We start from the raw sequence: 21,531 nt of genomic DNA on the forward strand, positions 1-21,531 counted from the left end.
TCATAAAGCTGTATGAAAAGGAGTTGTGTGCAGATGATTTCCAACGTGAATCGATTGTCCCTGGCGGTCGGCATGGTCATCGCGACCCTGGTCGGTCAGGCCGCGGCAGCGCCTGCGCCCTCGGAGAACGCCACGATCAATCTGATCCGCTTGCTGGTCGAGCAGGGCATTCTGAAACAGGACAAGGCCGACGCGCTGATCGCCCAGGCCCAGAACGAAGCGGCCCAGGCCAAACAGGCAGCAGCGTCTACCGCTGTGGCGGCCGGGCCGGTCGCCGCACCGGGTGATGTGCGGGTGCAATACGTGCCGGCGGCGGTGCGCGACCAGATCCGCGATCAGGTCAAGGCTGAAGTGATGGCCACCGCCAAGCAGGAAAACTGGGCCGCGCCCAATACATTCCCGGACTGGGCTTCGCGCATCAGCTTCGACGGCGACATCCGCCTGCGTGACGAATCGCGCTACTACTCGGGCAGCAACAGCAACGAAATCGTCGACTTCGCCAAGCTCAACAACAACGGCCCGTACGACGTGAACCCCAACAGCAGCACCGCGTTGCCGCCGTTGCTCAACACCCGCGAAGACCGCGAAAACCTGTTCCGCCTGCGCGCCCGCCTGGGCATGAAAGCGGTGATCTCGCCGGAATGGACCGCCGGCATCCGCATCGGCACCGGCTCGGACAACAATCCGGTGTCGACCACCCAGAACCTCGGCGGCGGCTTCTCGAAAAAAGACATCTGGCTCGATCAGGGTTACCTGACCTGGAAGCCGTCGGATGAGCTGACCCTGACCGGTGGCCGCTTCGCCAACCCGTTCATGTCCACCGACATGCTGTATTCCAACGACCTGAACTTCGACGGCGTGGCGGCGATTTTCGACCACAAGCTCAGCCGCGACTGGGGCGTGTTCGGCACCGTCGGCGCGTTCCCGGTGGATTACACCAACGACACCACCACCAGCAACGGCTTCGACAAGGAAGAAAGCGACAACAAATGGCTGTACGGTGCGCAGGTCGGCGCCAAATGGGCGATCAACAGCAACAACCGCTTGAAAGGTGCGCTGGCCTACTACCGCTTCGACGACATCGAAGGCCAGCGATCGAGCCCTTGCGAACCGTGGGCCGGCGCACCGGGCTGCGACAGCGACGGCACCCGCGCAGCGTTCATGCAGAAGGGCAACAGCGTGTTCCTGCTGCGTGACATCACGCCGAACCCGCTCAACCCGACCACCACGCCGCAACCGCAATTCGTTGGCCTGGCGTCCGAGTTCAACCTGCTGGACCTCAACGTGGTGTGGGACGCCGACCTGCCGGAAGACTTCAAACTGCGCAGCCAGGGCAACTACATCCACAACCTCGGCTACGACGAAGGCGACATGCGCAAGCGTTCGGCGGGGCAACTGGTCAACAACCTCGACAGCAACGGCAACATCGAAAGCGGTGCCAATGCGTGGATGGTCCAGTTCACCCTCGGCAACGCGCTGGAGCTGAAGAAGCAGGGCGACTGGAACCTGTTCGCCGGCTACAAGTACATCCAGCCGGATGCCTTGCCGGACGGCTTCAACGACTCGTCGTTCCACCTCGGCGGCACCAACGCCAAGGGCTACTTCCTGGGCGGCAATTACGGTCTGGCGAAGAACGTCTACGCCACCGGCCGCTGGCTGAGTTCGGAGGCGGTGTATGGCGCGCCGTTCGACATCGACGTCATGCAGCTTGAGATCAACACGCGCTTCTAAAGCGCCGGGAGAGGGTTATGAAAATCCGCTGTTTATGGCTTGGGCTCGGCATGTTGATCGCCACCGGGGCGAGCGCCGAAGGCATGGAAGAACGCCTGCGCACCCAGTTGCGCAGCACCACCCAGCAGTTGCAAACCCTGCAAAGCCAGCAGGCCCAGGCCAGCGCCGCGCAACTGGCGGCGCAGAACGAAGCCAAGGCTGCGCAGGCGCAAATCAAGCAATTGACCGCCGAACTGGCCAAGGCCAAAGGCCTCGCCGAGCAACTGGCCGGGCAGCAGCAAAGCCTGCACAGCCAGGCCCAGGCGCAAGTCGCGGCCAGCAACGAGCAGACCGGCAAATTCAAGAAAGCCTATGACGAGTTGTTGGTCATGGCCCGTGCCAAAGAGGCAGAACGGTCTAAGCTTCAAGCGCAATTGGCTGAACGTGACACACAAGTGCAGCAATGTTCGGTCAAGAATCAGCAGATGTACGGCGTGGCCAAGCAGATTCTCACCGCCTACGAAAACATCGATGTGGCCGAGGTGATGAAGATCCGCCAGCCCTTCGCCGGCAGCGCCCGGGTCAAGTTCGATGAACTGGCTCAGGGCTTTGGCGACGAACTGTACAAGACTCAATTCGATGCGCCGCAAGCCGCGATTGCGCACTGATTAAAAGACTCATGGACAAGGAAGAAGTAATGACTCAATTGATCTCCCACGTATCCCCGCAATCCCTGACCGACGTACTGCAAGCCGCCGGTTACCGCGTCAACCAGACCGAACAGAACGGCATCGTCCAGTTGCTCAGCGCCAGCCAGGGCATCGGTTATGCCGTGCGTTTCGGCAACCCGGCGGTGGCGGAGCAGGGCAGCTACGTCGACTTCACCTTCAGCTGCGCCTTGCGCGTGCAGGGTGAATTGCCGGCCGGTGTGGCCGAGCAGTGGAACGCGACCCGCCGGTTTGCCCGGTTGTCGTTGCAGGGCGAGTTTCTGGTGATGGAAATGGACGTGGTGGTAGCGGCGGGCGTCAGCAATGACCACCTGCGCGGCAACCTGGAATTGTGGGATCGCCTGCTTCAGGAGTTCATCGTTTACCTGCGTGATTTCACCCAAAGCGCTGCCGTTGCCCAGGCACCAAAAGTTGAGCAAGAGGAAGTCGCGCTGTGACAAAACCTGCCATGGTAATCAGCGCCGCTGCGGTGGCGCTGTTGGTGGTCGCCGTGGCGCTGGTGGTGCGGCCGGGTAATGACCCGGTCGCCGCCCAGCAACCGGCGCCGGTGATTGCGGCGAACAATGAACCGGCAGTAGCCAGATTAGGCAAGCAGCAGGTTTCGCCGGAGGAATTGCAGGCGTTGCTGGCGGCTGTTCCACCGCAAACCCGCGAGCAACTGCGCGGTAATCGTGAGGCGCTCGAGCGCTGGATTCGTTCACGTCTGGCCGAAAAAGCCGTGCTGGAACAGGCCGATGCCCAAGGCTGGGCGCAGCGCCCGGACGTGGTGCGGCAGACCCGCGCCGCCACCGAACAGATCGTGTTTCGCGACTATTTGCAGTCGGTGAGCCAGGTGCCGGCGGATTACCCGAGCGCTGCCGAATTGCAGCAGGCGTACGACGCGGGCAAGGCCAATTGGCAGACGCCCGCGCTGTATCGGGTCAGTCAGATTTTCCTTGGGGTGAATGAGCCACAGAATCTTGAGGTGGTGCGCAAACAGGCGACGGAGTTGAGCAAGAAAGCCCAGTCGAGCCCGGCGGAATTCGCGGCGTTGGCCAAGGAGTTTTCCCAGGATCGCCTCACCGCTGAACGCGGCGGCGACACAGGCCTGCAACCGTTGCAGCAACTGGTGCCGGAAGTTCGCGGTGCGGTGGCGCGGCTCAAGGTTGGTGCGGTCTCCGATCCCGTTCAAAGCAGCGCCGGTTTTCACGTGATCAAACTCACCGAACAACAACCGGCCCGCACCGCGACCCTCGACGAGTTGCGCGATCAACTGACCCAGGCCTTGCGGGCACAGCGTCAGGAACAGATCGCCCAGGCCTATCTGGACGGCATGCTCAATACCGCGACGCTGAGTATCGACGGGGCCGAGCTCAATAAGGTGCTGGAGAGCAAACCTTAAGCGCTGCACACCAAAACAAAGATCGACAGGGAGTCATCGATGTCATTCACCGAACCCGCAGCACGACAGAGCAGCGCCGATTTCCGCTGGCCCCGGGACAAGGACGAACCCTGGCTGGCGCAAGCGGCGACCCTCGACGGCGACGTCGCGCAGTACTTTCTGGTAAGCGCCCGTTGCGGCTGCTTTATGCAGGCGGCTCGCAGCCTCAACGTGCGCTCGACCCTGCTGCGCAAACAACTGGCGCAGCTCGAACAGCAACTGCAATGCGCGCTGTTCAGCTTTCAGGGCAGCGCGCTCAGCCTGACCCGCGAAGGCCAGCAATTGCAGGCGCAGCTGATCGCTTTGGCTCACGAACGCAAACTGCCGGTGATCGAGCAACCGCTGATCAGGCTGGCCGTCGCCGAATCGATCCTGCATGACATCCTAGGCCGCGACCTCATTGCACTGCTGCGCCGCAACGCCAGCGTTCGCCTGGAGATCATCGCCCTCGACAGCGAACTGGCCCTGCGCGCCGTCAGCGCCGACATCGTGCTGTGGCTGGCCAACGGCGACACCCCACATCCCGGCCCGACCTTCGCCACCAGCGAACCGCAACGCCTGGCGCAACTGGAATACCAGCCGCACATCGCCAAACGCTATTCGCGCGTGACTGCACGCCCGGAAAGCCCCGATGACCTCGCCGATTTCATGCTGGTGCAATGGCAGCACGATCGGCAGATCGACAGCTTTCGGCCGTGGAATGAGCTGGTCGAACAGCGGTTGGCTGGGGTGGTGCAGATGCAGTCGTATGAGCTGATGCTGGAGATGATTCGCTGCAGTGCGTGCATTGGTTTGTTGCCGATGTACATGAGCCGGTTTGATCGCGGGTTGGTGGCGTTGCCGGGGTTGTTTGAGGAGGCGATGCGGTTGCAGGCTTGGTTGGCGGTTAATTCCTCATCGCGGGATGTGGCCGAAGTGCAGACGTTGGTTGAGTTGATTCGGCGAACGTTCAATGAGCGACAGGAGTGGTTTGAATAACCACGCAGGTTTATAGATCGTTCCCACGTCGAGGCGTCGAATCGTCCGCGTGGGAATGCCTCAAGGGACGCTCCGCGTTCCAGCTCCGGAAGGGACGCGGAGCGTCCCGGGCTGCATTCCCACGCGGAGCGTGGGAACGATCAGGCGATCAGGCTACAGCGGCGCCTCAGCCTCCAACTCCAGATTATCCAGCGCCCGATTCACCGCCAGTTCCCCTAGCATGATCAATTGCGCAATGCCCAGCTGCACATGCCGGTGCGAACCATCCACCAGCACGGCGAAGTCGGTGGCCATGGTTTTGGCCGAGGTCAGGGTCTGATAAATAAATGCGTCCCCTTTTGTTGTTATGTCTTGGTTATGAGGAAGACGTATATCGACTGAAATGTCGGATTATCTGCATGCAAATGATGCACGCCATCCCATCTTCCAATCCAGTAGGCTGGCTGCCCCCCACTAGTGCCAGGTGTGGATGTCCATGTTCCATGGCCGAATGCAGAGTCCTGATACTTCGTGGGAGTGAAGCTTCGACTATGACTTTGAACCTCGGATAGAGTGAGAAGCCTTCCACCGCTGGCCACTGCAAATTGCGAGGCGTCTTTCCAGGTACTAAGTCCAGGAGTCCAGAATCGGAAAACCACCTGATGTGCGGTACCGGATGTAGTGATTTTATAACTCTTGCTTTGATTGGCAGCGTCAGTGGCGGTAACGATGGCTTCGCCATTTCCTCGAGCATAGGACCTGCCGTCTTGATTGACCGAGACGATGTTCGTATCGCTGGAAGCATAAATAATCGTACCAACCCCGCCTGTGGCTTTACGATCGATGTAACTTGCGCTTTTCGGGTCGGATGGAAAGAAATACTCGGGAAATTGGGGGGGGAATTGATCAGCGTAGTATCGCTCAGCTGACAAATGCACCGGGCTGACATCCATCTCCAACTCAGGTAACCCGGCCCCTACCACCCGTGCTTCCGCCGTTTTGGAAACACCAACAATTTTCCCTCCCCTGGTCTGCTTGAATGTCACCTGCACCGTACTGCCGGGAATGACCTTGGCGTTGGGAATATCCACTGACAATTGTCCCGGTACCTGAATGACTGGCACCTTCACTTGATGGGTAGCCGTCACGACCCCGTTCACCAAAGCCTCGAAAGTCAGATCGCATTCATCCCCTGCCTGCCAAATCGTATTGATCAAGTGAATAAGCGCCCACAATGGCCCGCCATTCATTTTGCCCAGATCGACTTCTTTCGGATCGTCACCGTTTTCTCCGAGGATTTCCTGAAGGATGGCCTCGAGCAGTTCTGCCCAATCCAGATGCACATCGATCAGACAAGGAATCGACCAATGATCCTGTGCATTGAATTGGCCCAACTGTGTTGTTCCTGAGTAATTGTTTGTCTGGCTGATCACGTTGTACTTGATCGGGAACTGCGGATTGTTCGGATCCTTGGCAAAGTGCGGTGTAGTCAGAGTGAGTGTGATTGGCTGGGTCAGGTCGGGGTTGGGGTTGGTCGGCGTTGGTTCGATTCGATGTTTGGTCTCTACTCCGCCGCTATCAACAGTGATCAGGTCATAGAGATGTTTGTGCGGATAATCCAGCGTTAGCAGTACGCCTTGTGCAGCTTGTGAGGCGTCCACGCTGGTGGGGGTGGCGTTGATGGCGAGTGCCGAATGTCCGCCCCCCGGTACCTGTTCATCGCCACCTGGAGCAAAAGCATCGTAAAGCACCGTCAATGAGGGAGACGTGTCGCCGTTGCCTGAAAGACGCTCAACCGTACAGTGCAAACTGTTGATGTCCTCCAGCAGCAAACCGGCAGGCAGGCGTAACAGCACCGGGTCGCTGATGCTGAATACGATTTCACTGCTGATCGGCTTTGGGTTGTTGTTCAGGTGCAAGTGAACGGTTTCATACAGATCCTGACCTTGCCAAGGCCCGAACAGCACTGCCATCCCCAAAGGGTCTTTGTAGTGATTGACGATCGAGACCCCGATATGCGCACCAATCACCGGGTCAGTCTTGAGGAGGACTTGTGGAGGCGTGAGAGCAAAAATGGCGATGGGGGGCGACGTGGTGGCGTTCATGGCATCTGCTCGCGGGGCAATTGAGATGAGCTTCATCAAAGCACCATGCAGTTGCATCGACCACTGTCAGATCTGACAGGTGAAGGCTGTTTATAGATGAACGGTCGAGTGCCGAAGAGATCTCCAAGGATTTGAACAGGCAGAAAAACGGCCCCGTAAAGGGGCCGTTTTGGTTTCACCACTTAAACGCGCGTCTCAGCCGCCACCTCCAGATTGTCCAGCATCCGGTTCACGGCCAGCTCCCCCAGCATGATCAATTGCGCAATGCCCAACAGCACATGCCGATGCGAGCCGTCCACCAGCCCGGCGAAGTCGGTGGCCATGGTTTTGGCCGAAGTCAGGGTTTCGCAGGCTTCGGCCAGCAGTTCTTCACTGTCGACGCCGGGGGCGATGAGATAGCGGGTGTTGGGTTTGAGCAGCGGTTTTCTGGGGAGTAGGGGATTGAAGTAGTGATCGAGGGCGCGTTCGGCGGCTTCGTGGAAGGTCTTTGAATCCACCGATTCGTAAGGCGAGGTGGAGTCGGTTTCGGGCGGGTTTGGCGTTGGTTTGATCATGGTGAAGCTCCTTGAGAAATGGAGCCGTCATCCATCGCTGCTAAACGAATGAGGTGGCGGCTGTACGCGGGTTAGCAGACCAGGCTCAAGGATCCCGGCGCACCGAAGTGCCCCACGCAAGCCGCCATAAAACAGAAATGGCGAAACCAGCGTGCCTTGAGAATTGCCGAGCTGCTAAACCCGATCGCTGATTCATCAGCGACCCGGAAACGATAGAGCCGGCCCTCAAGGCACACAAGCCGGCGGATTCTGGCGGATGCGTAGGCAATGGCGCAAGGCGTTGTGGCTTGCCGGACGTTTCGGTCAACGGCTTTAAACAGTCGTGGCGAATCCGTGAAGAAGCGGTTTAAGGTAACCGGCTACGCACTGATACGCGGTTCGTAAATAAATGCGTCCCCTTTTTGTTTTGAAATATTTCCGTCTCCTTTTGTTATTAGCTTTTGCCATCAAGTCGGAATGCAAGTGAATGCCCTGATCCTCTTACTGTCCCCATAAAGCAACCCCAAACCACCAATGATTGAACCATTCCAGCATAGAAAATTAACCTGTGTTGCGACGTACTGGTAAATTCGTGATCCGAGGGGGTCAGGGTAAATTCGGTTTTCGTAAAGATCACGAACGGGGTTGACCAAAGATGGCGTTACATATTGGATTATGTTGTAGCTATTTACACCTCCAACGCTTTGTATCCATGTTTTCCCCTCATCTGCCGTCAGTAGGGCGTTGTTAACGAGAAGCTGGTAGACATTCAAGACTTTAGCGGAATACGAAACGCTCTGGTTTGCAGCATCGGTGACCGTAATCTTCGTGATGCCGTTTTTCAATCCCGTTACTTTGCCACTGCTCGAAACTTGTGCAACCAGTGTGTTCGCTGACATGTAGGAGTACGGAGGCACCCCCCCTGTCGCAGTACGCGTAGCCGTGTTCCCTGCCATTTCGTTGGTAGGCCAGCCATAGGGGTTAACTATCATGACGCCGTCCAATTCCATTTCGGTCGTATCAATAGCCAGATCGGGGGGCCGAATGCTCAATTCCGCACTTACCGTGGTCTCGCTGCTGGACGCAGTAATTGAAAACACTCCTTGCACTGAACCCGCTGTTGCCCCGTTAATCGTTACCTTTCCGTCAACTCCTGTCGTGAAGTCCTTGGTGCTCGTCCCATCGGCAAACCTTGTTCCCTGTGGCAACGTCACCTTGATGATTCCCACAATCGGCTGCCCGTTCTGCGTCAAACTCAACTCGATGCCTCCCAACTGATCACCCGCCGTGGCGGTGTAAGGCCCATTGAGAAACGCCACCACCACATACGCCACCACTTTCAAATTACGCACATTCGAATAGGTATTAGTCGGGTGATAGAGCGATTTTGCATACAGGCGCCGTGCGCCCGACGGTACTGTGATCGTCAGTACCCATGTTCCTGTCGTCGGGTCAGCCGTTACCTTGCCCTTCGGCACTGCGCTTGGGCCGCTGCCGTCATAGATTTCGACCTGCCGCCCAGCACTTGCCTCGCCGTGGAGTGTCAGCGAGGTGCTGCTCGTTGTATTCCCTTCTGGAACATCGTTGCCGGTTGCGTCAAGAACGGAAATGAGCTTCGGAACGATAAGCGGCTGGTTGGCACTGATGAGGATGGAGGTCGTAGGCGAAACTCTGAGGTTGCTCAGTTGATCTTTTATGGTGGCGCTCACTGTACGAGTACCGTCACCGATCTGCTGGAGGTCAAGGGTCGTCAGGTTGTAGGTGACCGGGTTGGCAGGATGGACATAGGGAATGGTTTTACTCCATGAGCCTATGGTCAGTTCCATTTCGTCAAATTGGCGCGGGTCGCTCCGGGTTAAAGTGACGGTAGGCGACTGCCCCGGAACAATGCTGGGCGGATGGCTGACCGTGATACCGGAGACCGGGTTGTTGAACAGCACATTCAGTATCGGGGTGGATTGATCTTTATTACCGCTGACCCGGGTGACTTCGTAGTACAGCCTATTGAGGCCATCCTTCAACACTCCCCAAGGAGCGTCCATAAAAATGCGGTCGTTCTCTTCGCCCGGCTTGATAAGCTTGATCACGGATGTCGCCAGGCTGTTGACCCACAGCCTTACGGAGTCACCTGCTGTAAAGGAGGTGGAAAACAACCTGACCGGGTCGATCACAATGAAGAGTTTGATGGTTGGCGAATAAATGCTCTGGGAAATGCCGAGATCGTAGGTTTTCGGCGGTTGCAGGTTTTCTTCTGCGCCCGGGATTGCCATCGGATACAGCTGGAGCAAGGCGGTGATCTGTGTCGAATTGACGTTGATGCTCATGTTGCTCTCCTGGCGTGCGATAAATAGCCATCTTCGGGACGAAGTTCATGACACCGCGAAAGAGGAGCATCGTCACCTGTCAGATCTGACAGGTGAGCGTGATTTCAAGACGAATGGTCATCGGTAAACGGTTTCCTGCAGACGCAAAAACGGCCCCGTAAAGGGGCCGTTTTGGTTTCAGCACTCAGACGCGCGGCTCAGCCGCCACCTCAAGATTATCCAGCGCCCGATTCACCGCCAGTTCCCCCAGCATGATCAGTTGCGCGATCCCCAGCAGCACATGCCGATGCGAGCCGTCCACCAGCCCGGCGAAGTCGGTGGCCATGGTTTTGGCCGAAGTCAGGGTTTCGCAGGCGTCGGCCAGCAGCTCTTCGCTGTCGATACCGGGGGCGATGAGGTAGCGGGTGTTGGGTTTGAGCAGCGGTTTTCTGGGGAGCAGGGGATTGAAGTAGTGGTCGAGGGCGCGTTCGGCGGCTTAGTGGAAGGTCTTTGAATCCACCGATTCGTAAGGCGAGGTGGAGTCGGTTTCGGGCGGGTTTGGCGTTGGTTTGATCATGGTGAAGCTCCTTGATAGACGGAGCTGCAACCGTTCGCGGTCAATCGAAAGGTGGCAGCTGTACGCGGGTTGACCGACCGGGAATCAAGGAACCCGGCATACCCGAAGGTATCCCACGCACAGCCACCGCGACACGTGGATTCAGAAAGGTTTCTGAAACCGGTCTTGGGCACTGGCGCGCCTTGATTGAGTCGGACGGTCAAATCCGATCGCTGATTCATCAGCGACCCGGAAACGATAGGGCCGGCCCCCAAGGCACACAAGCCGGCGGATTCTGGCGGATGCGTAGGCAATGGCGCAAGGCGTTGTGGCTTGCCGGACGTTTCCGTCAACGGCTTTAAACAGTCATGGCGAATCCGTGAAGAAGCGGTTTACAGTGACCGGCCAAGCACTGATCCAGGAGGGATCTTTCATGCCTGAGCACAACCCCGCCATTCACCTCGAACGCTTCAGCGAATCCCACATCGAAAGCGTCACCGCGCTTTACAACGACCCGGCTGTGACCCGGCAGGTGCTGCAGATGCCGTTTCAGTCTGCCGAGATCTGGCGTCAACGACTGATGCCGGAAAACGAACGGATGGTGAAACTGGTGGCGTTGCATCAAGGTGCGGTGATCGGGCATCTCGGGCTGGAGGCTTTTTCGCGAATTCGCCGCAGTCACGCGGGCAGTGTCGGCATGGCCGTTGCGGTAGCGTGGCAGGGCAAGGGTGTTGGTTCGAAGCTGTTGGCCGCGGCGCTGGACATTGCCGACAACTGGATGAACCTGCACCGGGTCGAACTTTCGGTGTACGCCGACAACGAGGCGGCCATCAGGCTCTATCGCAAGTTCGGCTTCGAAAACGAGGGCCTGTTCCGCGATTACGCTGTGCGTGACGGGCAATGGGTCGACACCTTGAGCATGGCGCGGCTGCGCAAACGCTGACCTTCTGTCCGTCAATGGTCTAGGGGACGACCGGGTAGGCAAATGACTTGCACGGTCGTCATCGGCATCTGCCATGCTCAAAGTCCGCAGCACCGCTCCTTGAAGGAACACCGCAATGGACGACGTACAGCAACTGGGCGAAATGCTTCGCCACTATGCCGACAGCGAAGCGCACAAGAAGCAATTGTTCGAGACGCAATCGGCGACCTGGGCCACACGGATTACCGAGTTGTTCGGGCAGATTCAGCAATGGCTGGAGCCGGTGCAGGCGCCGGGGTTGCTGGAGGTCAGTCGCGAGGCTTATGTGGCGTTCGGGCCGAGCACACCGGTTGAGACCTCAACCTTCAAGACTGAAAAACTGAGCATCGTGATTGCTGGCAAACCGGTGGAGTTTGTGCCGGATGTGATGGGCAGCGGTGGACAGATTTCGCTGGCGGTGGTGGGGCTGACGGCGGCGCGTTATGGGAGTGTTTCGTTGGTGGGGTTGCCCAATGGTGATTGGCAGTGGCGCAAGACCAATGGGTTGAAGGATCCGGACACCTTTGCCTTCGATGCGAATTTTCTCGCGCAGCAACTGCAGAGCCTCATCCCCCGCGACCGCACCTAAGATCAAAAGCCTACCCCCTCATCGGAACGCCGCCCGCCCAGCCCTCTCCCCCAAGGGGGCGAGGGGGAAAGGGAGCAGATCTGCGTTGTTTTCAATTTTGAGCTCGGCGGAAAGGGAGCAGATTTGTGTCGTTTTCAATATTGAGTTCGACGGAAAGGGAGCAGATCGGGGGCTTTTCAGTTTTTGAGTTCGGCTCGATATTTCAGGTCGGTGTATTTCGAGTAAACAACCCGGTCAGTTCCCTCTCCCTCCGGGAGAGGGTTAGGGTGAGGGGGCTGCCCCTGACACACCTCACATTTCGAGATTGACCCACCCCGGCTTCGCCACCTCCGGCGCCACCGCTTTCACGGTTTTACCGGTAGCCAACTCCACCCGCCGAGCCACCTCCGGATCATCCGCAAACGGCGTCAGACTCGCCTCATCCAGGCTCTCGGCCGTCTCGTGCCGCAAGCAGTACTCCACCGCCAGCCACAAAAACAACACGCCCAACACATTCAAGAAAACATCGAACATGACCGGCTCCCTTTATCAGGCGATCTGCGCTTCACGATGGGCAATCGCAACATCCGCCACACGCACCGTGCGCCACACGTTATAGGCCATCAGCAACATACCGCTGAGGAAGAACACCCCGCCAGCAAACCGCACGACAAACCCCGGATGACTGGCCTGCAGCGCTTCAACGAACGAGTACGTCAGCGTGCCGTCCTCGTTGATCGCCCGCCACATCAGACCCTGAGTAATCCCGTTGACCCACATCGAAGCGATGTACAACACCGTGCCAATGGTCGCCAGCCAGAAGTGCAGGTTGATCAGCGGCGTGCTGTGCATCCGTTCGCGGCCAAAGACCTTGGGCACCATGTGATAGGTCGCGCCGAAGGTGATCATCGCCACCCAGCCGAGGGCACCGGCGTGAACGTGGCCGATGGTCCAGTCGGTGTAGTGGGAGAGGGCGTTGACGGTCTTGATCGCCATCATCGGGCCTTCGAACGTCGACATGCCGTAGAACGCCAGCGACAGGACGAGGAAGCGCAGGATCGGGTCAGTGCGCAATTTATGCCACGCGCCGGACAGGGTCATCATCCCGTTGATCATGCCGCCCCAGCTCGGCGCCAGCAGGATCAGCGACATCGCCATGCCCAGTGACTGCGCCCAGTCCGGCAGCGCGGTGTAGTGCAAATGGTGCGGGCCGGCCCAGATGTACAGGGTGATCAGCGCCCAGAAGTGCACGATCGACAACCGGTACGAGTACACCGGCCGATTCACTTGCTTGGGCACGAAGTAATACATCATCCCGAGGAACCCGGTGGTCAGGAAGAAACCCACCGCGTTGTGCCCGTACCACCACTGCACCATGGCGTCGGTGGCGCCGGAGTACACCGGATAAGACTTGAACCAGTCCACCGGAATCGACAGGTGATTGACCACGTGCAGCATGGCGATCACCAGGATGAACGCGCCGAAGAACCAGTTGCCGACGTAGATGTGCTTGGTCTTGCGCTGCACCACGGTGGTGAAGAACACGATGGCATACGCGACCCAGACTACCGCCATCCACACCGCGCCGGAGAATTCGATCTCGGCGTATTCCTTGGTGGTGGTGTAGCCCATCGGCAGGGTGACCAGCATGATCACGATCACCGATTGCCAGCCCCAGAAAGTGAACGCGGCGAGTTTGTCCGAGTACAGCCGCACCTGGCAGGTACGCTGCACGGCGTAGTAACTGGCGGCGAATTGCGCGCTGCCGGCGAAGCCGAAAATCACCAGGCTGGTGTGCAACGGTCGCAAGCGGCCGAAGGTGGTCCACGGCAAGTCCAGATTCATGTCGGGCCACACCAGTTGCGAGGCGATCCATACCCCCATCGCCATGCCCACGACACCCCAGAAAACAGTCGCGATGACGAATTGGCGGACGACCTTGTAGTTATAAGCCTGTCCGATTGTTGCTGTGCTCATGGTCAGTTCATCCACGGTTGCAAAGTCTTGCCAGGCCACCCGGTCTGGCACGAGCTGCACTGTAGAAACCCCACCGGAAACAAAACAGGCTCAGGAATTGTTCATTTATGCGGATCAGATCAAAGCGCTGCCTGCGGTCATCTGCCGCGCCCTGATACGGTTTTTATGCGTTCAGGTGAATCTGTTGTGCACTGCGCCGTTCGTCCATAGTCAGGGAAAATACTGTGGGAACGGGCGAACCCGAGATAGCGCCAGACGCGAACTGGCGCTATCTCGGGTTCGCCCGTTCCCACAGGAATCCGTGCAAGTTCCTGACGAGGTAGTAGGCCGATGTATCAGTACGATGATTACGACCGGGCGCTGGTGTTCGAGCGCGTTGCGCAGTTTCGCGATCAGGTCGAGCGCTTCATGGCCGGGGAGTTGAGCGAAGAAGAGTTTCTGCCGCTGCGCCTGCAAAACGGCCTGTACATGCAAAAGCACGCCTACATGCTGCGGGTGGCCATTCCTTACGGCACGCTGAGTGCCGAACAGATGCGCACCCTGGCGAGCATCGCCAGGGATTACGACCGTGGCTACGGCCACTTCACCACCCGGCAGAACATGCAGTTCAACTGGATCGAGCTGCACGAGGTGCCGGACATTCTCGAACGTCTGGCGCAGGTCAACATGCATGCGATCCAGACCTCGGGCAATTGCGTGCGCAACATCACCACCGAAGCCTTCGCCGGGGTCGCGGCGGACGAGCTGATCGACCCGCGCCCGCTGGCCGAGATCCTGCGGCAATGGTCGACGATCAACCCGGAATTCCTGTTCCTGCCGCGCAAGTTCAAGATCGCCATCTGCTCGGCGAAACAGGATCGCGCGGCGATCATGATGCATGACATCGGCCTCTACCTTTACCCCGGCCGCGACGGGCAGATGCTACTGCGGGTGATCGTCGGCGGCGGTCTGGGGCGCACGCCGATCCTTGGATTGCAGATCCGCGATGGCCTGCCGTGGCAGCATTTGCTGTCCTACGTCGAGGCGGTGCTGCGGGTCTACAACCGCCACGGCCGCCGGGACAACAAGTACAAGGCGCGGATCAAGATTCTGGTCAAGGCGCTGGGGATCGAGGCGTTCGCCAAGGAAGTCGAAGAGGAATGGCAACACCTCAAGGACGGCCCCGCGCAGTTGACCGAAGATGAATACCAGCGGGTCGCCAGTGCTTTTGTGCCGCCGAGCTATCGCACACTGGCGGGTACCGATCTGGATTTCGGCACGCACCTGGCCGACAACCCGGCGTTCGCCCGCTGGGTCGCGCGCAATGTGCAACCGCACAAAGTGCCGGGCTACACCAGCGTGGTGCTGTCGACCAAACCGGGTCTGGCCTCGCCGCCGGGGGACGTCACCGATGCGCAGATGCAGGCCGTGGCTGACTGGTCCGAGCGCTTCGGTTTCGGCGAAATCCGCATCGCCCACGAGCAGAACATCGTCCTGCCGGACGTGCCCAAGTCCGAGCTGTTCGCGCTGTGGGAGCAGGCGAAAGAGCAGGGCCTGGGCGCCGCCAACGTCGGCCTGTTGACCGACATCATTGCCTGCCCCGGCGGCGACTTCTGTGCGCTGGCCAATGCCAAGTCGATCCCGATTGCCCAAGCGATTCAGGCGCGTTTCGACAACCTCGATTACCTGCATGATCTGGGCGACATCAGCCTGAACATCTCCGGCTGCATGAACGCCTGCGGCCATCACCACATCGGCAACATCGGGATTCTCGGCGTCGATAAGAACGGCAGCGAGTGGTACCAGATCACCCTCGGTGGCGCGCAAGGCAAGAACAGCGCACTGGGCAAGGTCATCGGCCCATCGTTCAGCGCCGCCGAAGTGCCGCAGGTGATTGAGCGGATCATCGGCACTTTCGTGCGTTATCGCGAAGCTGAAGAACTGTTCGTCGACACCGTGGCGCGCATCGGACTGGAACCGTTCAAGGAGCGGGTCTACCCGAAAGCGCTGGAGGTGTCGGCATGAACAATCTGTTGCGCATGGAGGAGAGTGGGGCGCGGATCGTGCTGGATGATCCGTGGACGCTGATTCGCTCACCAGAAACAGAGTTCAGCGCCGGGATGTTGATTCTGCCGCTGGCCCACTGGCTCGAATCACCCTCGACCCATGCGGTCTGGCTCGGCCCTGACGACGGCGTCGAAAGCCTGCTGCCATGGCTGACCTCGCTGCCGCTGATCGCCCTCGACTTCCCGAGCTTTCGCGACGGCCGCGCCTACAGCCAGGCCTATCTGCTGCGCAGCCGTTTCGGCTGGAAAGGCGAGTTGCGCGCCATCGGCGATGTGCTGCGCGACCAGCTCAGCCACATGCGCCAGTGCGGTTTCGACAGCTTCGCGGTGCGCGAAGACAAATCCGCCGAGGATGCGCTCAAGGGCCTGGCCGGGATGAGCGTGTTGTACGGGCGCTCGGTGATCGAGCCGCGACCGTTGTTCCGACGCCGGTGATGCAGGGGAAACCCTTAGAACCCTGATGAATCGGGGATTTTTCCTTGGGTCGATGGTGGCCTTTTGGTAGAGTCCCCGTCGCCAGCGGGTTTTCGGCTGGACGACGGAACGAAGAAGGGAGTCTGATCAGTGAGTCCGGGCAAAAAAATTCTGGGCATCACCGCGTTGCTGCTGATGGTGACGCTGTGGGCCGGTTACATCTATGTGTTCAACGAAAACCGTGGCGGTCAGCTCGGCGGCGTCGGCGAAAGCACCGCCTGGTGCGGCACGCCGCCGAACACCGAAGCGGCGCTGCTGGGCAAGGATCAACTGACCCTGCGCATCACCAACAACCTGCGCGGCGAGTTCATGCTCAGCGGCGCGGTGGTGGTCTCCGAACGTACCTTCAACCGCTATGACCTGGGCCGCAACGAGCTGCGTCTGCGCCTGGAACCGTTGCAGTGGTCGTTTGGCGTCACGCCGATCTTCCTCGAACAGGTGAAAGTCCTGCCCCTGAGCCGCAACCTCGCCTCGACCGACAAGAGCGCCTTCGCCGAACTCGAATCGCGCCCGATCAGCGTTCAGGGCCGGGTCACCGAATTTCCCTTCGACACCTATCGCTACGGCTACAAACCGGTGCTGTATTACCTCAAGGGCAGCGAGCGCATCGACCTGCGCTTCAAGAACATCACCACGCTGATGGAGATGTCCAACACCTTCACGCCGATCCAGAAGTACAACCGCGCCGACTACATCAACGAGAAAAACTCGATGATCCGCGACGAGGACTACAAGGCCTACGGCCCCCACGAATGCGCGTTCAGCGTCGAGCGCAAAGGCTCGTTCAAGGTTGTGGTGCTGTTGATGCTGCTGGTGCTGTGCCTGCCGTTGCTGCTGGTGTTCTACCGCGATGAGCCGGGAATCGACTTCCTTGCCACGCTGGTGGGGATCGGCGTGGTGCGCACGGTGCTGGTGGGGCCGGTGCAGGATTTCCAGCTGTACAACATTGATTTTCTGTTTGGCGCGGCGATTTTGCTGGTGGGCACGGTGTCGCTGATCAAGGCGATGCGGGCCAACAGCCGGCGGGAGATGGCGTTGAGGAGTGGGGAGACTTCGAGCTGGTAGAAGAAAGCCTTGAGCACCTGTGATGGTCCGGACCTTTCAAAGGTCCGGACCCGACGTTGTGCAATGTTGGGGTTTCTGATCGCAAACGGCGCGAATTTAGCTATACCTGTAACTCCCCCGACGCAATAAATTCGGCCTTCCGACAGGAGTTACAGCATGAAGCTAGCCGTAATGATGAGCACCCTGTGCATTGCCACGCTGGGCGTGGTGGGTTGCTCCAGCAAAACCGTCGCACCCGACGAGTACTCAGGCTTCCTCAAGGACTACAGCCAGCTGAGGGAGGCCAAATCCCCGTCGGGGGCCGAAGTGATGCGCTGGATCGACCCGAAAGTCGACATCGGCAAATTCACCAGCTTCTACGTCGAACCGACCCAGCTCTATCCCAAACCGCAACCCACCGTGAAGATTCCGCAGCAGACCCTCAACGGCATCACCAGCTACTACGATCAGGCGCTCAAGCGTGAACTGGGCAAATCCCTGCCGCTGGCCTCGGGCCCCGGGCCGGGCGTGATTGTGGTGCGCGCGGCCATCACCGCCGTCAGCAGCAAGACCGAAGGCCTGCATGCCTATGAAGTGATTCCGGTGGCGTTGGTGGCGGCAGCGGTCAGCACCGCCAGCGGTATTCGCGATCAGGAAACCACGCTGGCGACCGAGGCGGTGTTCCTCGATGGCGGCACCAACAAGGTGGCGGCGCAGGTGGTGCGCAAGGGCACTGGCAAACCGCTGGAAAACGATTCGCAGGTGATGAAGGCCGATGACGTGAAAAGCGTGATCGATGGCTGGGCGTCGGACCTGCATCAGTCCTACCTCAAGCTCAAGGCCAAGTAAGACCGGCGCGCCGGGTCGTCCCTGAGGGCGATCCGGCGTGCGCACGGCGTCAGAAACTGGCGCGCGCCAGTCGGTTGTAATGGCTGAGCAAACCGTCGTAACGGCGGGTCACGGCGTAGTAGTCCTCGCTCAAACGTTCGGGCTTAGCGTGGTTGTGCCAGTCTGCTTGCAGGGTGTTCAACGCCTCGAGATAGCTTTGCCCCGGCTCGCCGATGCGCAGCCACAGATCCCGTGCGGCATCGGTCTTGTTCTGGAATCCACCCGTGCGCGGCGCGAGCCAGGGTTCGCGACGGTTCCACGCCTGTTGCAACTTCGCGGTGGTGTCGGCCAGCAATTTTGGGGTCAGCGTGCGGTTTTTCATCGCTTCGTCGAGCACGTCGACAGTCTCCCGCGCCTGAATCATGTACGCCAGCAAGTCCCAGTGAATGTCCCTGCCCAGACGCGCCTCGATCAGCTTGAGCTGTTCAGGACGTTGCGCGGAGTCGAGCGGCAGCAGGCTTTGCCGCAGAGCCGTCGAGGCGCCGATGTACTCCTGTGAAACGCGCTCGATCGCCGCCAGTTCTCCAGGGGAGGGCTGTTGCGACCCCGAAGTGAAGCTCGCTTCTCGGTAAAATCGCGTGGGGGCAATGGTGGTCGTGACGTGATTCAGCGCCCGGACGTACTCGTTGGCCTGTCGCGTCAGATCTGGTTGCCAGGTCAGCAGTTCGAGTTTTTCCGTGAGGCCCTGACCGCAGACATCGCGCTGAATGTCTCGCACATTGAACGCGTCGCTGTCGTCGAAATCATTGAGGCTCTTCAACCAGCGCTGGTCGCGGGGCAAGGGCGGTTGAGGTTTCTTGTAGCGGTCGTAGGCCACTCGCCATTGCACGTCGATCCGGTTGACGCAGGCGATCACCGGGCTCAGGGCATTGGCCTGGGCGGTGATCGGTGCATCGCGCCCATCCAGCCAGAGATCGAGTTGCAGGAAAGGGCGGGTCGCACTCGTCAGCGCCATCACCACCAGCGCGAAGAAAATACCGACGCAAAACATCACTCTCGTGGTCATGGGCGCGCCTCCTTGCCGTACCACTGTTCAACGGTGGCCGGTGCGCTGCATTCGGCGGTGGTGGCCGGCAAGCGGCTGCACAGGCGTTCGGTCCAGGGTTGCAGACCCTGATTGCGATTGACCGTACCTTGGCTGGCGACCACTTTGAATACGCCGAGCACGAGGGACAGCACCACAATCCCGAGGATCGTCACGCCGACTTTCACGGCTGTTCGGCTCTCTTCCCAGGATACCCGTGGCCTGGACTGCCAGCGGCGAACCAGTCCGAAGGTCGTCAGGGTCGCGGCGTACACCCCGCCGGCAATCGGGCCGAAAAACCAGCCGAGCCCGGCCACCATCAACGCGCCGGGCACCAGGTCACGCAGCACGCCGAACGGCGGCGAGTCTTTGAAAACTCCGGGGCTAAGAGCAGCGCTGAGCCGGTCATCCAGCCGCCATACGCGATGGGCGAGGTTGTGCACCAGCCAATTGAGCCCGGCCACGATCACGCCGAACACCACAGTCGAAATCATGACGATGTTGATCAACCCGCTGAGCCGCACGCCCAGCGGAATGTAATGGGTGAACGCGCCGATCAGGCAGGCCAATACCACGCCCACGTAGGTCGGCCAGTCATTGAAGCTCAGCTCCCAGTCACGCCAGAAAAAAGCCGTACCGCCGGGCATCTGTGTGCAGACCTTGGGGTGATTGGCGTACAGCTCGGAACTCAACTTGCGACACTGCGCCCAGTCGTCTTCGCTCAGGCGTCGGGCCAGTGCGCGGCGGGCGCTGAACGAGCCGGTGCCCAGCAGCAGGCGGGCGGCGCGGTGTTCGGGGGTGACGGCGGGCTCCGTGGCCAGTTGTTGCTGGTGAGCCAGGAAAAGCGGCGCATTCTGGCGAGCCAGCAGGCGTTGCCATTCGCCGTCAGGGCAGGGATTCCCAGTGCAGCCGTGCCAGCCCTGACCGGCGCGCACCCGTTCGAAAATCTCGGGAGACCAGACCGGCGCATCCAGCAGCAAATGGCTCAGGGCACGGTTGAACCATTCCTGATGTTGCTGAATCGCCAACCAGTTGAAATCCGCGCAGCGGGCATAGGCCTGGAGAAATCCGTCGACGTCTTCCCGTTCGAGCGCATCACGCATCGGTTGCGCAATGCGCGCGCGTTGTTGATCCAGCAACAGGTCAATCGATATTTCGTCCAGCTCCAGGCGTTGCCAGGCGCTGAACCAGAAGAAGGTCGGGATGGCCCAGTCCACCAGCGTCTGCGAAGTCTCAGGGTGTTCAATGCAATGATGCAGCACCGTGTCTTCGAAGAAATGCGCGCAACCCTGTTCGAGGGTGACGGCATGGCGATGATTCAGCTCTTCAACGCTGAGCCCATCCAGCGAGCGGGTCGCCAGTTGCAGGGCATCGACCTCGACCACGGTGAGGCCGGTCAGGTCCCAGGATTCTTCAATACTCTGTTCCTGCTCTTCGTCCTGATTCTGCTCGTGATACTGCTGCCATTCCTTGTAGGCCAGCGCCTGCTCATAGGCATCGCGCAGCCGCTGGAAGCCCTCGGGGTCGTCGTCGGGGCGGGTCTGTTTGAGCAGGACGGCATATTGGCGTTTGATAGTGCGCACATCGGCGTCGGCCGACAGGCCAAGGACGGTCCAGCAACTCATTGCGATGACAACTCCATAACAACCGCGACGCGATCCAGTGGTGGCATTGTGATGTTGCGCACCCTACCTGTTTCGCGTCGAAAAGTCCTCGTGTCTCGCTCAGTCGTCATCGGCCATGCAGAAAATGCTCACGCTCCCGATTCGGGGCCTTAGTGTTTTTTGGCTTGTTCGCGGATGCGTTCTTCCTGCTCGCGCAGTTCCGGGGTGAACTCGGCGCCGAAATCTTCCGGGCTGAAGACCTGGCGAATCTCGATCTCCGACTCAGTGCCCGGCATGGGATTCGGGCAACGCTTGACCCATTCGATGGCTTCCTCTTTGGATTTCACGTCCCAGATCCAGTAACCGGCGATCAGCTCTTTGGTCTCGGCAAACGGGCCGTCGATCACGCTGCGGGTTTCACCACTGAAACGTACGCGGGCGCCTTTGCTGCTAGGATGCAGGCCGTCGGCGGACACCAGAATGCCGGCCTTGGCCAGTTGTTCGTTGTAGTTGCCCATGTCGGTCAGCAATTGCTCGCTGGGCATCACGCCGGCTTCGGAGTCGTGGCTGGCTTTGACAATGATCATGAAGCGCATGGTGTTTCTCCGCAGATAGGTGAGGGATTCATGGCTTA

The 21,531-nt window shown here is 59.6% G+C and carries 20 protein-coding genes and 1 pseudogene; 11 read left to right on the plus strand and 10 right to left on the minus strand.

The window, feature by feature from the left end:
• The first annotated feature begins 33 nt into the window (after window positions 1–33).
• Genes ABFB52_RS13970 through ABFB52_RS13990 form a run of 5 tightly spaced genes read left to right on the plus strand, consistent with a single transcriptional unit; the run spans window position 34 to window position 4,836 of the window.
• Window positions 34–1,731, plus strand: coding sequence for a putative porin (locus ABFB52_RS13970; RefSeq protein WP_127797981.1), 1,698 nt, complete (start codon window positions 34–36; stop codon window positions 1,729–1,731).
• 17 nt (window positions 1,732–1,748) lie between these two features.
• Window positions 1,749–2,378, plus strand: coding sequence for a DNA repair protein (locus ABFB52_RS13975; RefSeq protein ID WP_129974311.1), 630 nt, complete (start codon window positions 1,749–1,751; stop codon window positions 2,376–2,378).
• Window positions 2,379–2,407: 29 nt separating this feature from the next.
• Window positions 2,408–2,875: a YbjN domain-containing protein gene (locus ABFB52_RS13980; protein WP_085683839.1), complete on the plus strand. Its 468-nt coding sequence runs from the start codon at window positions 2,408–2,410 to the stop codon at window positions 2,873–2,875.
• A complete protein-coding gene (locus tag ABFB52_RS13985) occupies window positions 2,872–3,819 on the plus strand; it encodes a peptidylprolyl isomerase (protein ID WP_129974312.1) in 948 nt (315 codons plus the stop codon). Before ABFB52_RS13980 ends, ABFB52_RS13985 begins: the two co-directional genes overlap by 4 nt.
• Before the next feature lie 39 nt (window positions 3,820–3,858).
• On the plus strand, window positions 3,859–4,836 hold the full coding sequence (locus ABFB52_RS13990; RefSeq protein ID WP_129974313.1) for a LysR family transcriptional regulator: 978 nt from the start codon (window positions 3,859–3,861) through the stop codon (window positions 4,834–4,836).
• Window positions 4,837–4,989: 153 nt separating this feature from the next.
• Here ABFB52_RS13990 and ABFB52_RS13995 read toward each other — a convergent pair whose 3' ends face one another.
• The 5 genes and pseudogenes from ABFB52_RS13995 to ABFB52_RS14015 form a co-directional block, all read right to left on the minus strand.
• On the minus strand, window positions 4,990–5,130 hold the full coding sequence (locus tag ABFB52_RS13995) for a hypothetical protein (protein WP_165369578.1): 141 nt from the start codon (window positions 5,128–5,130) through the stop codon (window positions 4,990–4,992).
• A gap of 50 nt (window positions 5,131–5,180) precedes the next feature.
• Window positions 5,181–6,956 carry a hypothetical protein gene (locus ABFB52_RS14000; RefSeq protein ID WP_129974314.1) on the minus strand — a complete coding sequence of 592 codons (1,776 nt, stop codon included), beginning with the start codon at window positions 6,954–6,956 and terminating at the stop codon, window positions 5,181–5,183.
• Window positions 6,957–7,102: 146 nt separating this feature from the next.
• Window positions 7,103–7,474 carry a DUF6124 family protein gene (locus ABFB52_RS14005; RefSeq protein WP_085747265.1) on the minus strand — a complete coding sequence of 124 codons (372 nt, stop codon included), beginning with the start codon at window positions 7,472–7,474 and terminating at the stop codon, window positions 7,103–7,105.
• A gap of 446 nt (window positions 7,475–7,920) precedes the next feature.
• Complete coding sequence (locus ABFB52_RS14010; protein WP_134023783.1) at window positions 7,921–9,777, minus strand: hypothetical protein; 1,857 nt, start codon at window positions 9,775–9,777, stop codon at window positions 7,921–7,923.
• A gap of 184 nt (window positions 9,778–9,961) precedes the next feature.
• Window positions 9,962–10,333, minus strand: a pseudogene (locus ABFB52_RS14015) (DUF6124 family protein).
• Between the two features lie 412 nt (window positions 10,334–10,745).
• Here ABFB52_RS14015 and ABFB52_RS14020 point away from each other — a divergent pair.
• Together ABFB52_RS14020 and ABFB52_RS14025 are read left to right on the plus strand one after the other, a co-directional pair.
• Window positions 10,746–11,255 carry a GNAT family N-acetyltransferase gene (locus ABFB52_RS14020; protein WP_129974376.1) on the plus strand — a complete coding sequence of 170 codons (510 nt, stop codon included), beginning with the start codon at window positions 10,746–10,748 and terminating at the stop codon, window positions 11,253–11,255.
• Between the two features lie 115 nt (window positions 11,256–11,370).
• Window positions 11,371–11,862, plus strand: coding sequence for a hypothetical protein (locus ABFB52_RS14025; protein WP_129974375.1), 492 nt, complete (start codon window positions 11,371–11,373; stop codon window positions 11,860–11,862).
• 291 nt (window positions 11,863–12,153) lie between these two features.
• Here ABFB52_RS14025 and ABFB52_RS14030 read toward each other — a convergent pair whose 3' ends face one another.
• A complete protein-coding gene (locus ABFB52_RS14030) occupies window positions 12,154–12,375 on the minus strand; it encodes a CcoQ/FixQ family Cbb3-type cytochrome c oxidase assembly chaperone (protein WP_085700713.1) in 222 nt (73 codons plus the stop codon).
• A gap of 15 nt (window positions 12,376–12,390) precedes the next feature.
• Window positions 12,391–13,818: a cytochrome-c oxidase, cbb3-type subunit I gene (gene ccoN / locus ABFB52_RS14035; protein WP_085745864.1), complete on the minus strand. Its 1,428-nt coding sequence runs from the start codon at window positions 13,816–13,818 to the stop codon at window positions 12,391–12,393.
• A 330-nt stretch (window positions 13,819–14,148) separates the two neighbouring features.
• On the opposite strand from ccoN, the gene ABFB52_RS14040 reads away from it, so the two are divergent.
• From ABFB52_RS14040 to ABFB52_RS14055, 4 genes are all read left to right on the plus strand, one after another.
• Window positions 14,149–15,822 carry a nitrite/sulfite reductase gene (locus ABFB52_RS14040; RefSeq protein ID WP_129974196.1) on the plus strand — a complete coding sequence of 558 codons (1,674 nt, stop codon included), beginning with the start codon at window positions 14,149–14,151 and terminating at the stop codon, window positions 15,820–15,822.
• The gene (locus ABFB52_RS14045) at window positions 15,819–16,298 is read left to right on the plus strand and encodes a DUF934 domain-containing protein (protein ID WP_129974197.1); all 480 of its coding nucleotides are present in this window, start codon (window positions 15,819–15,821) and stop codon (window positions 16,296–16,298) included. The genes ABFB52_RS14040 and ABFB52_RS14045 overlap by 4 nt, the downstream gene beginning before the upstream one ends.
• A gap of 129 nt (window positions 16,299–16,427) precedes the next feature.
• Window positions 16,428–17,402 (plus strand): hypothetical protein, encoded by a 975-nt coding sequence (locus tag ABFB52_RS14050; protein ID WP_064381826.1) that lies wholly within the window; start codon window positions 16,428–16,430, stop codon window positions 17,400–17,402.
• A gap of 156 nt (window positions 17,403–17,558) precedes the next feature.
• Window positions 17,559–18,230, plus strand: a complete 672-nt coding sequence (locus ABFB52_RS14055; protein WP_011333935.1) for a DUF3313 domain-containing protein — start codon at window positions 17,559–17,561, stop codon at window positions 18,228–18,230.
• Window positions 18,231–18,279: 49 nt separating this feature from the next.
• Here the strand turns inward: ABFB52_RS14055 and ABFB52_RS14060 are convergent, their stop codons facing one another.
• The 3 genes from ABFB52_RS14060 to ABFB52_RS14070 form a co-directional block, all read right to left on the minus strand.
• Entirely contained in the window at window positions 18,280–19,275 is a 996-nt protein-coding gene (locus tag ABFB52_RS14060; protein WP_129974198.1) for a DUF3829 domain-containing protein, read from the minus strand.
• Entirely contained in the window at window positions 19,272–20,918 is a 1,647-nt protein-coding gene (locus ABFB52_RS14065; RefSeq protein ID WP_129974199.1) for a J domain-containing protein, read from the minus strand. The genes ABFB52_RS14060 and ABFB52_RS14065 overlap by 4 nt, the downstream gene beginning before the upstream one ends.
• Before the next feature lie 149 nt (window positions 20,919–21,067).
• The gene (locus tag ABFB52_RS14070) at window positions 21,068–21,493 is read right to left on the minus strand and encodes a YciI family protein (RefSeq protein ID WP_129974200.1); all 426 of its coding nucleotides are present in this window, start codon (window positions 21,491–21,493) and stop codon (window positions 21,068–21,070) included.
• Window positions 21,494–21,531: the final 38 nt, after the last annotated feature.

Origin of the sequence: Pseudomonas sp. 9.2(2024) (assembly GCF_039695385.1) — a bacterium.
In the GTDB taxonomy this organism is placed as follows: Bacteria; Pseudomonadota; Gammaproteobacteria; order Pseudomonadales; family Pseudomonadaceae; genus Aquipseudomonas; species Aquipseudomonas paraglycinae.

Coding starts and splice junctions, on each gene's coding strand:
- ABFB52_RS14025 (WP_129974375.1), top strand. CDS start 11,371: ATGGACGACGTACAGCAACTGGGCGAAATGCTTCGCCACTATGCCGAC.
- ABFB52_RS14065 (WP_129974199.1), bottom strand. CDS start 20,918: ATGAGTTGCTGGACCGTCCTTGGCCTGTCGGCCGACGCCGATGTGCGC.
- ABFB52_RS14055 (WP_011333935.1), top strand. CDS start 17,559: ATGAAGCTAGCCGTAATGATGAGCACCCTGTGCATTGCCACGCTGGGC.
- ABFB52_RS14060 (WP_129974198.1), bottom strand. CDS start 19,275: ATGACCACGAGAGTGATGTTTTGCGTCGGTATTTTCTTCGCGCTGGTG.
- ABFB52_RS14045 (WP_129974197.1), top strand. CDS start 15,819: ATGAACAATCTGTTGCGCATGGAGGAGAGTGGGGCGCGGATCGTGCTG.
- ABFB52_RS13995 (WP_165369578.1), bottom strand. CDS start 5,130: ATGGCCACCGACTTCGCCGTGCTGGTGGATGGTTCGCACCGGCATGTG.
- ABFB52_RS14030 (WP_085700713.1), bottom strand. CDS start 12,375: ATGTTCGATGTTTTCTTGAATGTGTTGGGCGTGTTGTTTTTGTGGCTG.
- ABFB52_RS14020 (WP_129974376.1), top strand. CDS start 10,746: ATGCCTGAGCACAACCCCGCCATTCACCTCGAACGCTTCAGCGAATCC.
- ABFB52_RS14000 (WP_129974314.1), bottom strand. CDS start 6,956: ATGAAGCTCATCTCAATTGCCCCGCGAGCAGATGCCATGAACGCCACC.
- ABFB52_RS14005 (WP_085747265.1), bottom strand. CDS start 7,474: ATGATCAAACCAACGCCAAACCCGCCCGAAACCGACTCCACCTCGCCT.
- ABFB52_RS14040 (WP_129974196.1), top strand. CDS start 14,149: ATGTATCAGTACGATGATTACGACCGGGCGCTGGTGTTCGAGCGCGTT.
- ABFB52_RS13980 (WP_085683839.1), top strand. CDS start 2,408: ATGACTCAATTGATCTCCCACGTATCCCCGCAATCCCTGACCGACGTA.
- ccoN (WP_085745864.1), bottom strand. CDS start 13,818: ATGAGCACAGCAACAATCGGACAGGCTTATAACTACAAGGTCGTCCGC.
- ABFB52_RS14070 (WP_129974200.1), bottom strand. CDS start 21,493: ATGCGCTTCATGATCATTGTCAAAGCCAGCCACGACTCCGAAGCCGGC.
- ABFB52_RS13975 (WP_129974311.1), top strand. CDS start 1,749: ATGAAAATCCGCTGTTTATGGCTTGGGCTCGGCATGTTGATCGCCACC.
- ABFB52_RS14010 (WP_134023783.1), bottom strand. CDS start 9,777: ATGAGCATCAACGTCAATTCGACACAGATCACCGCCTTGCTCCAGCTG.
- ABFB52_RS13970 (WP_127797981.1), top strand. CDS start 34: ATGATTTCCAACGTGAATCGATTGTCCCTGGCGGTCGGCATGGTCATC.
- ABFB52_RS13990 (WP_129974313.1), top strand. CDS start 3,859: ATGTCATTCACCGAACCCGCAGCACGACAGAGCAGCGCCGATTTCCGC.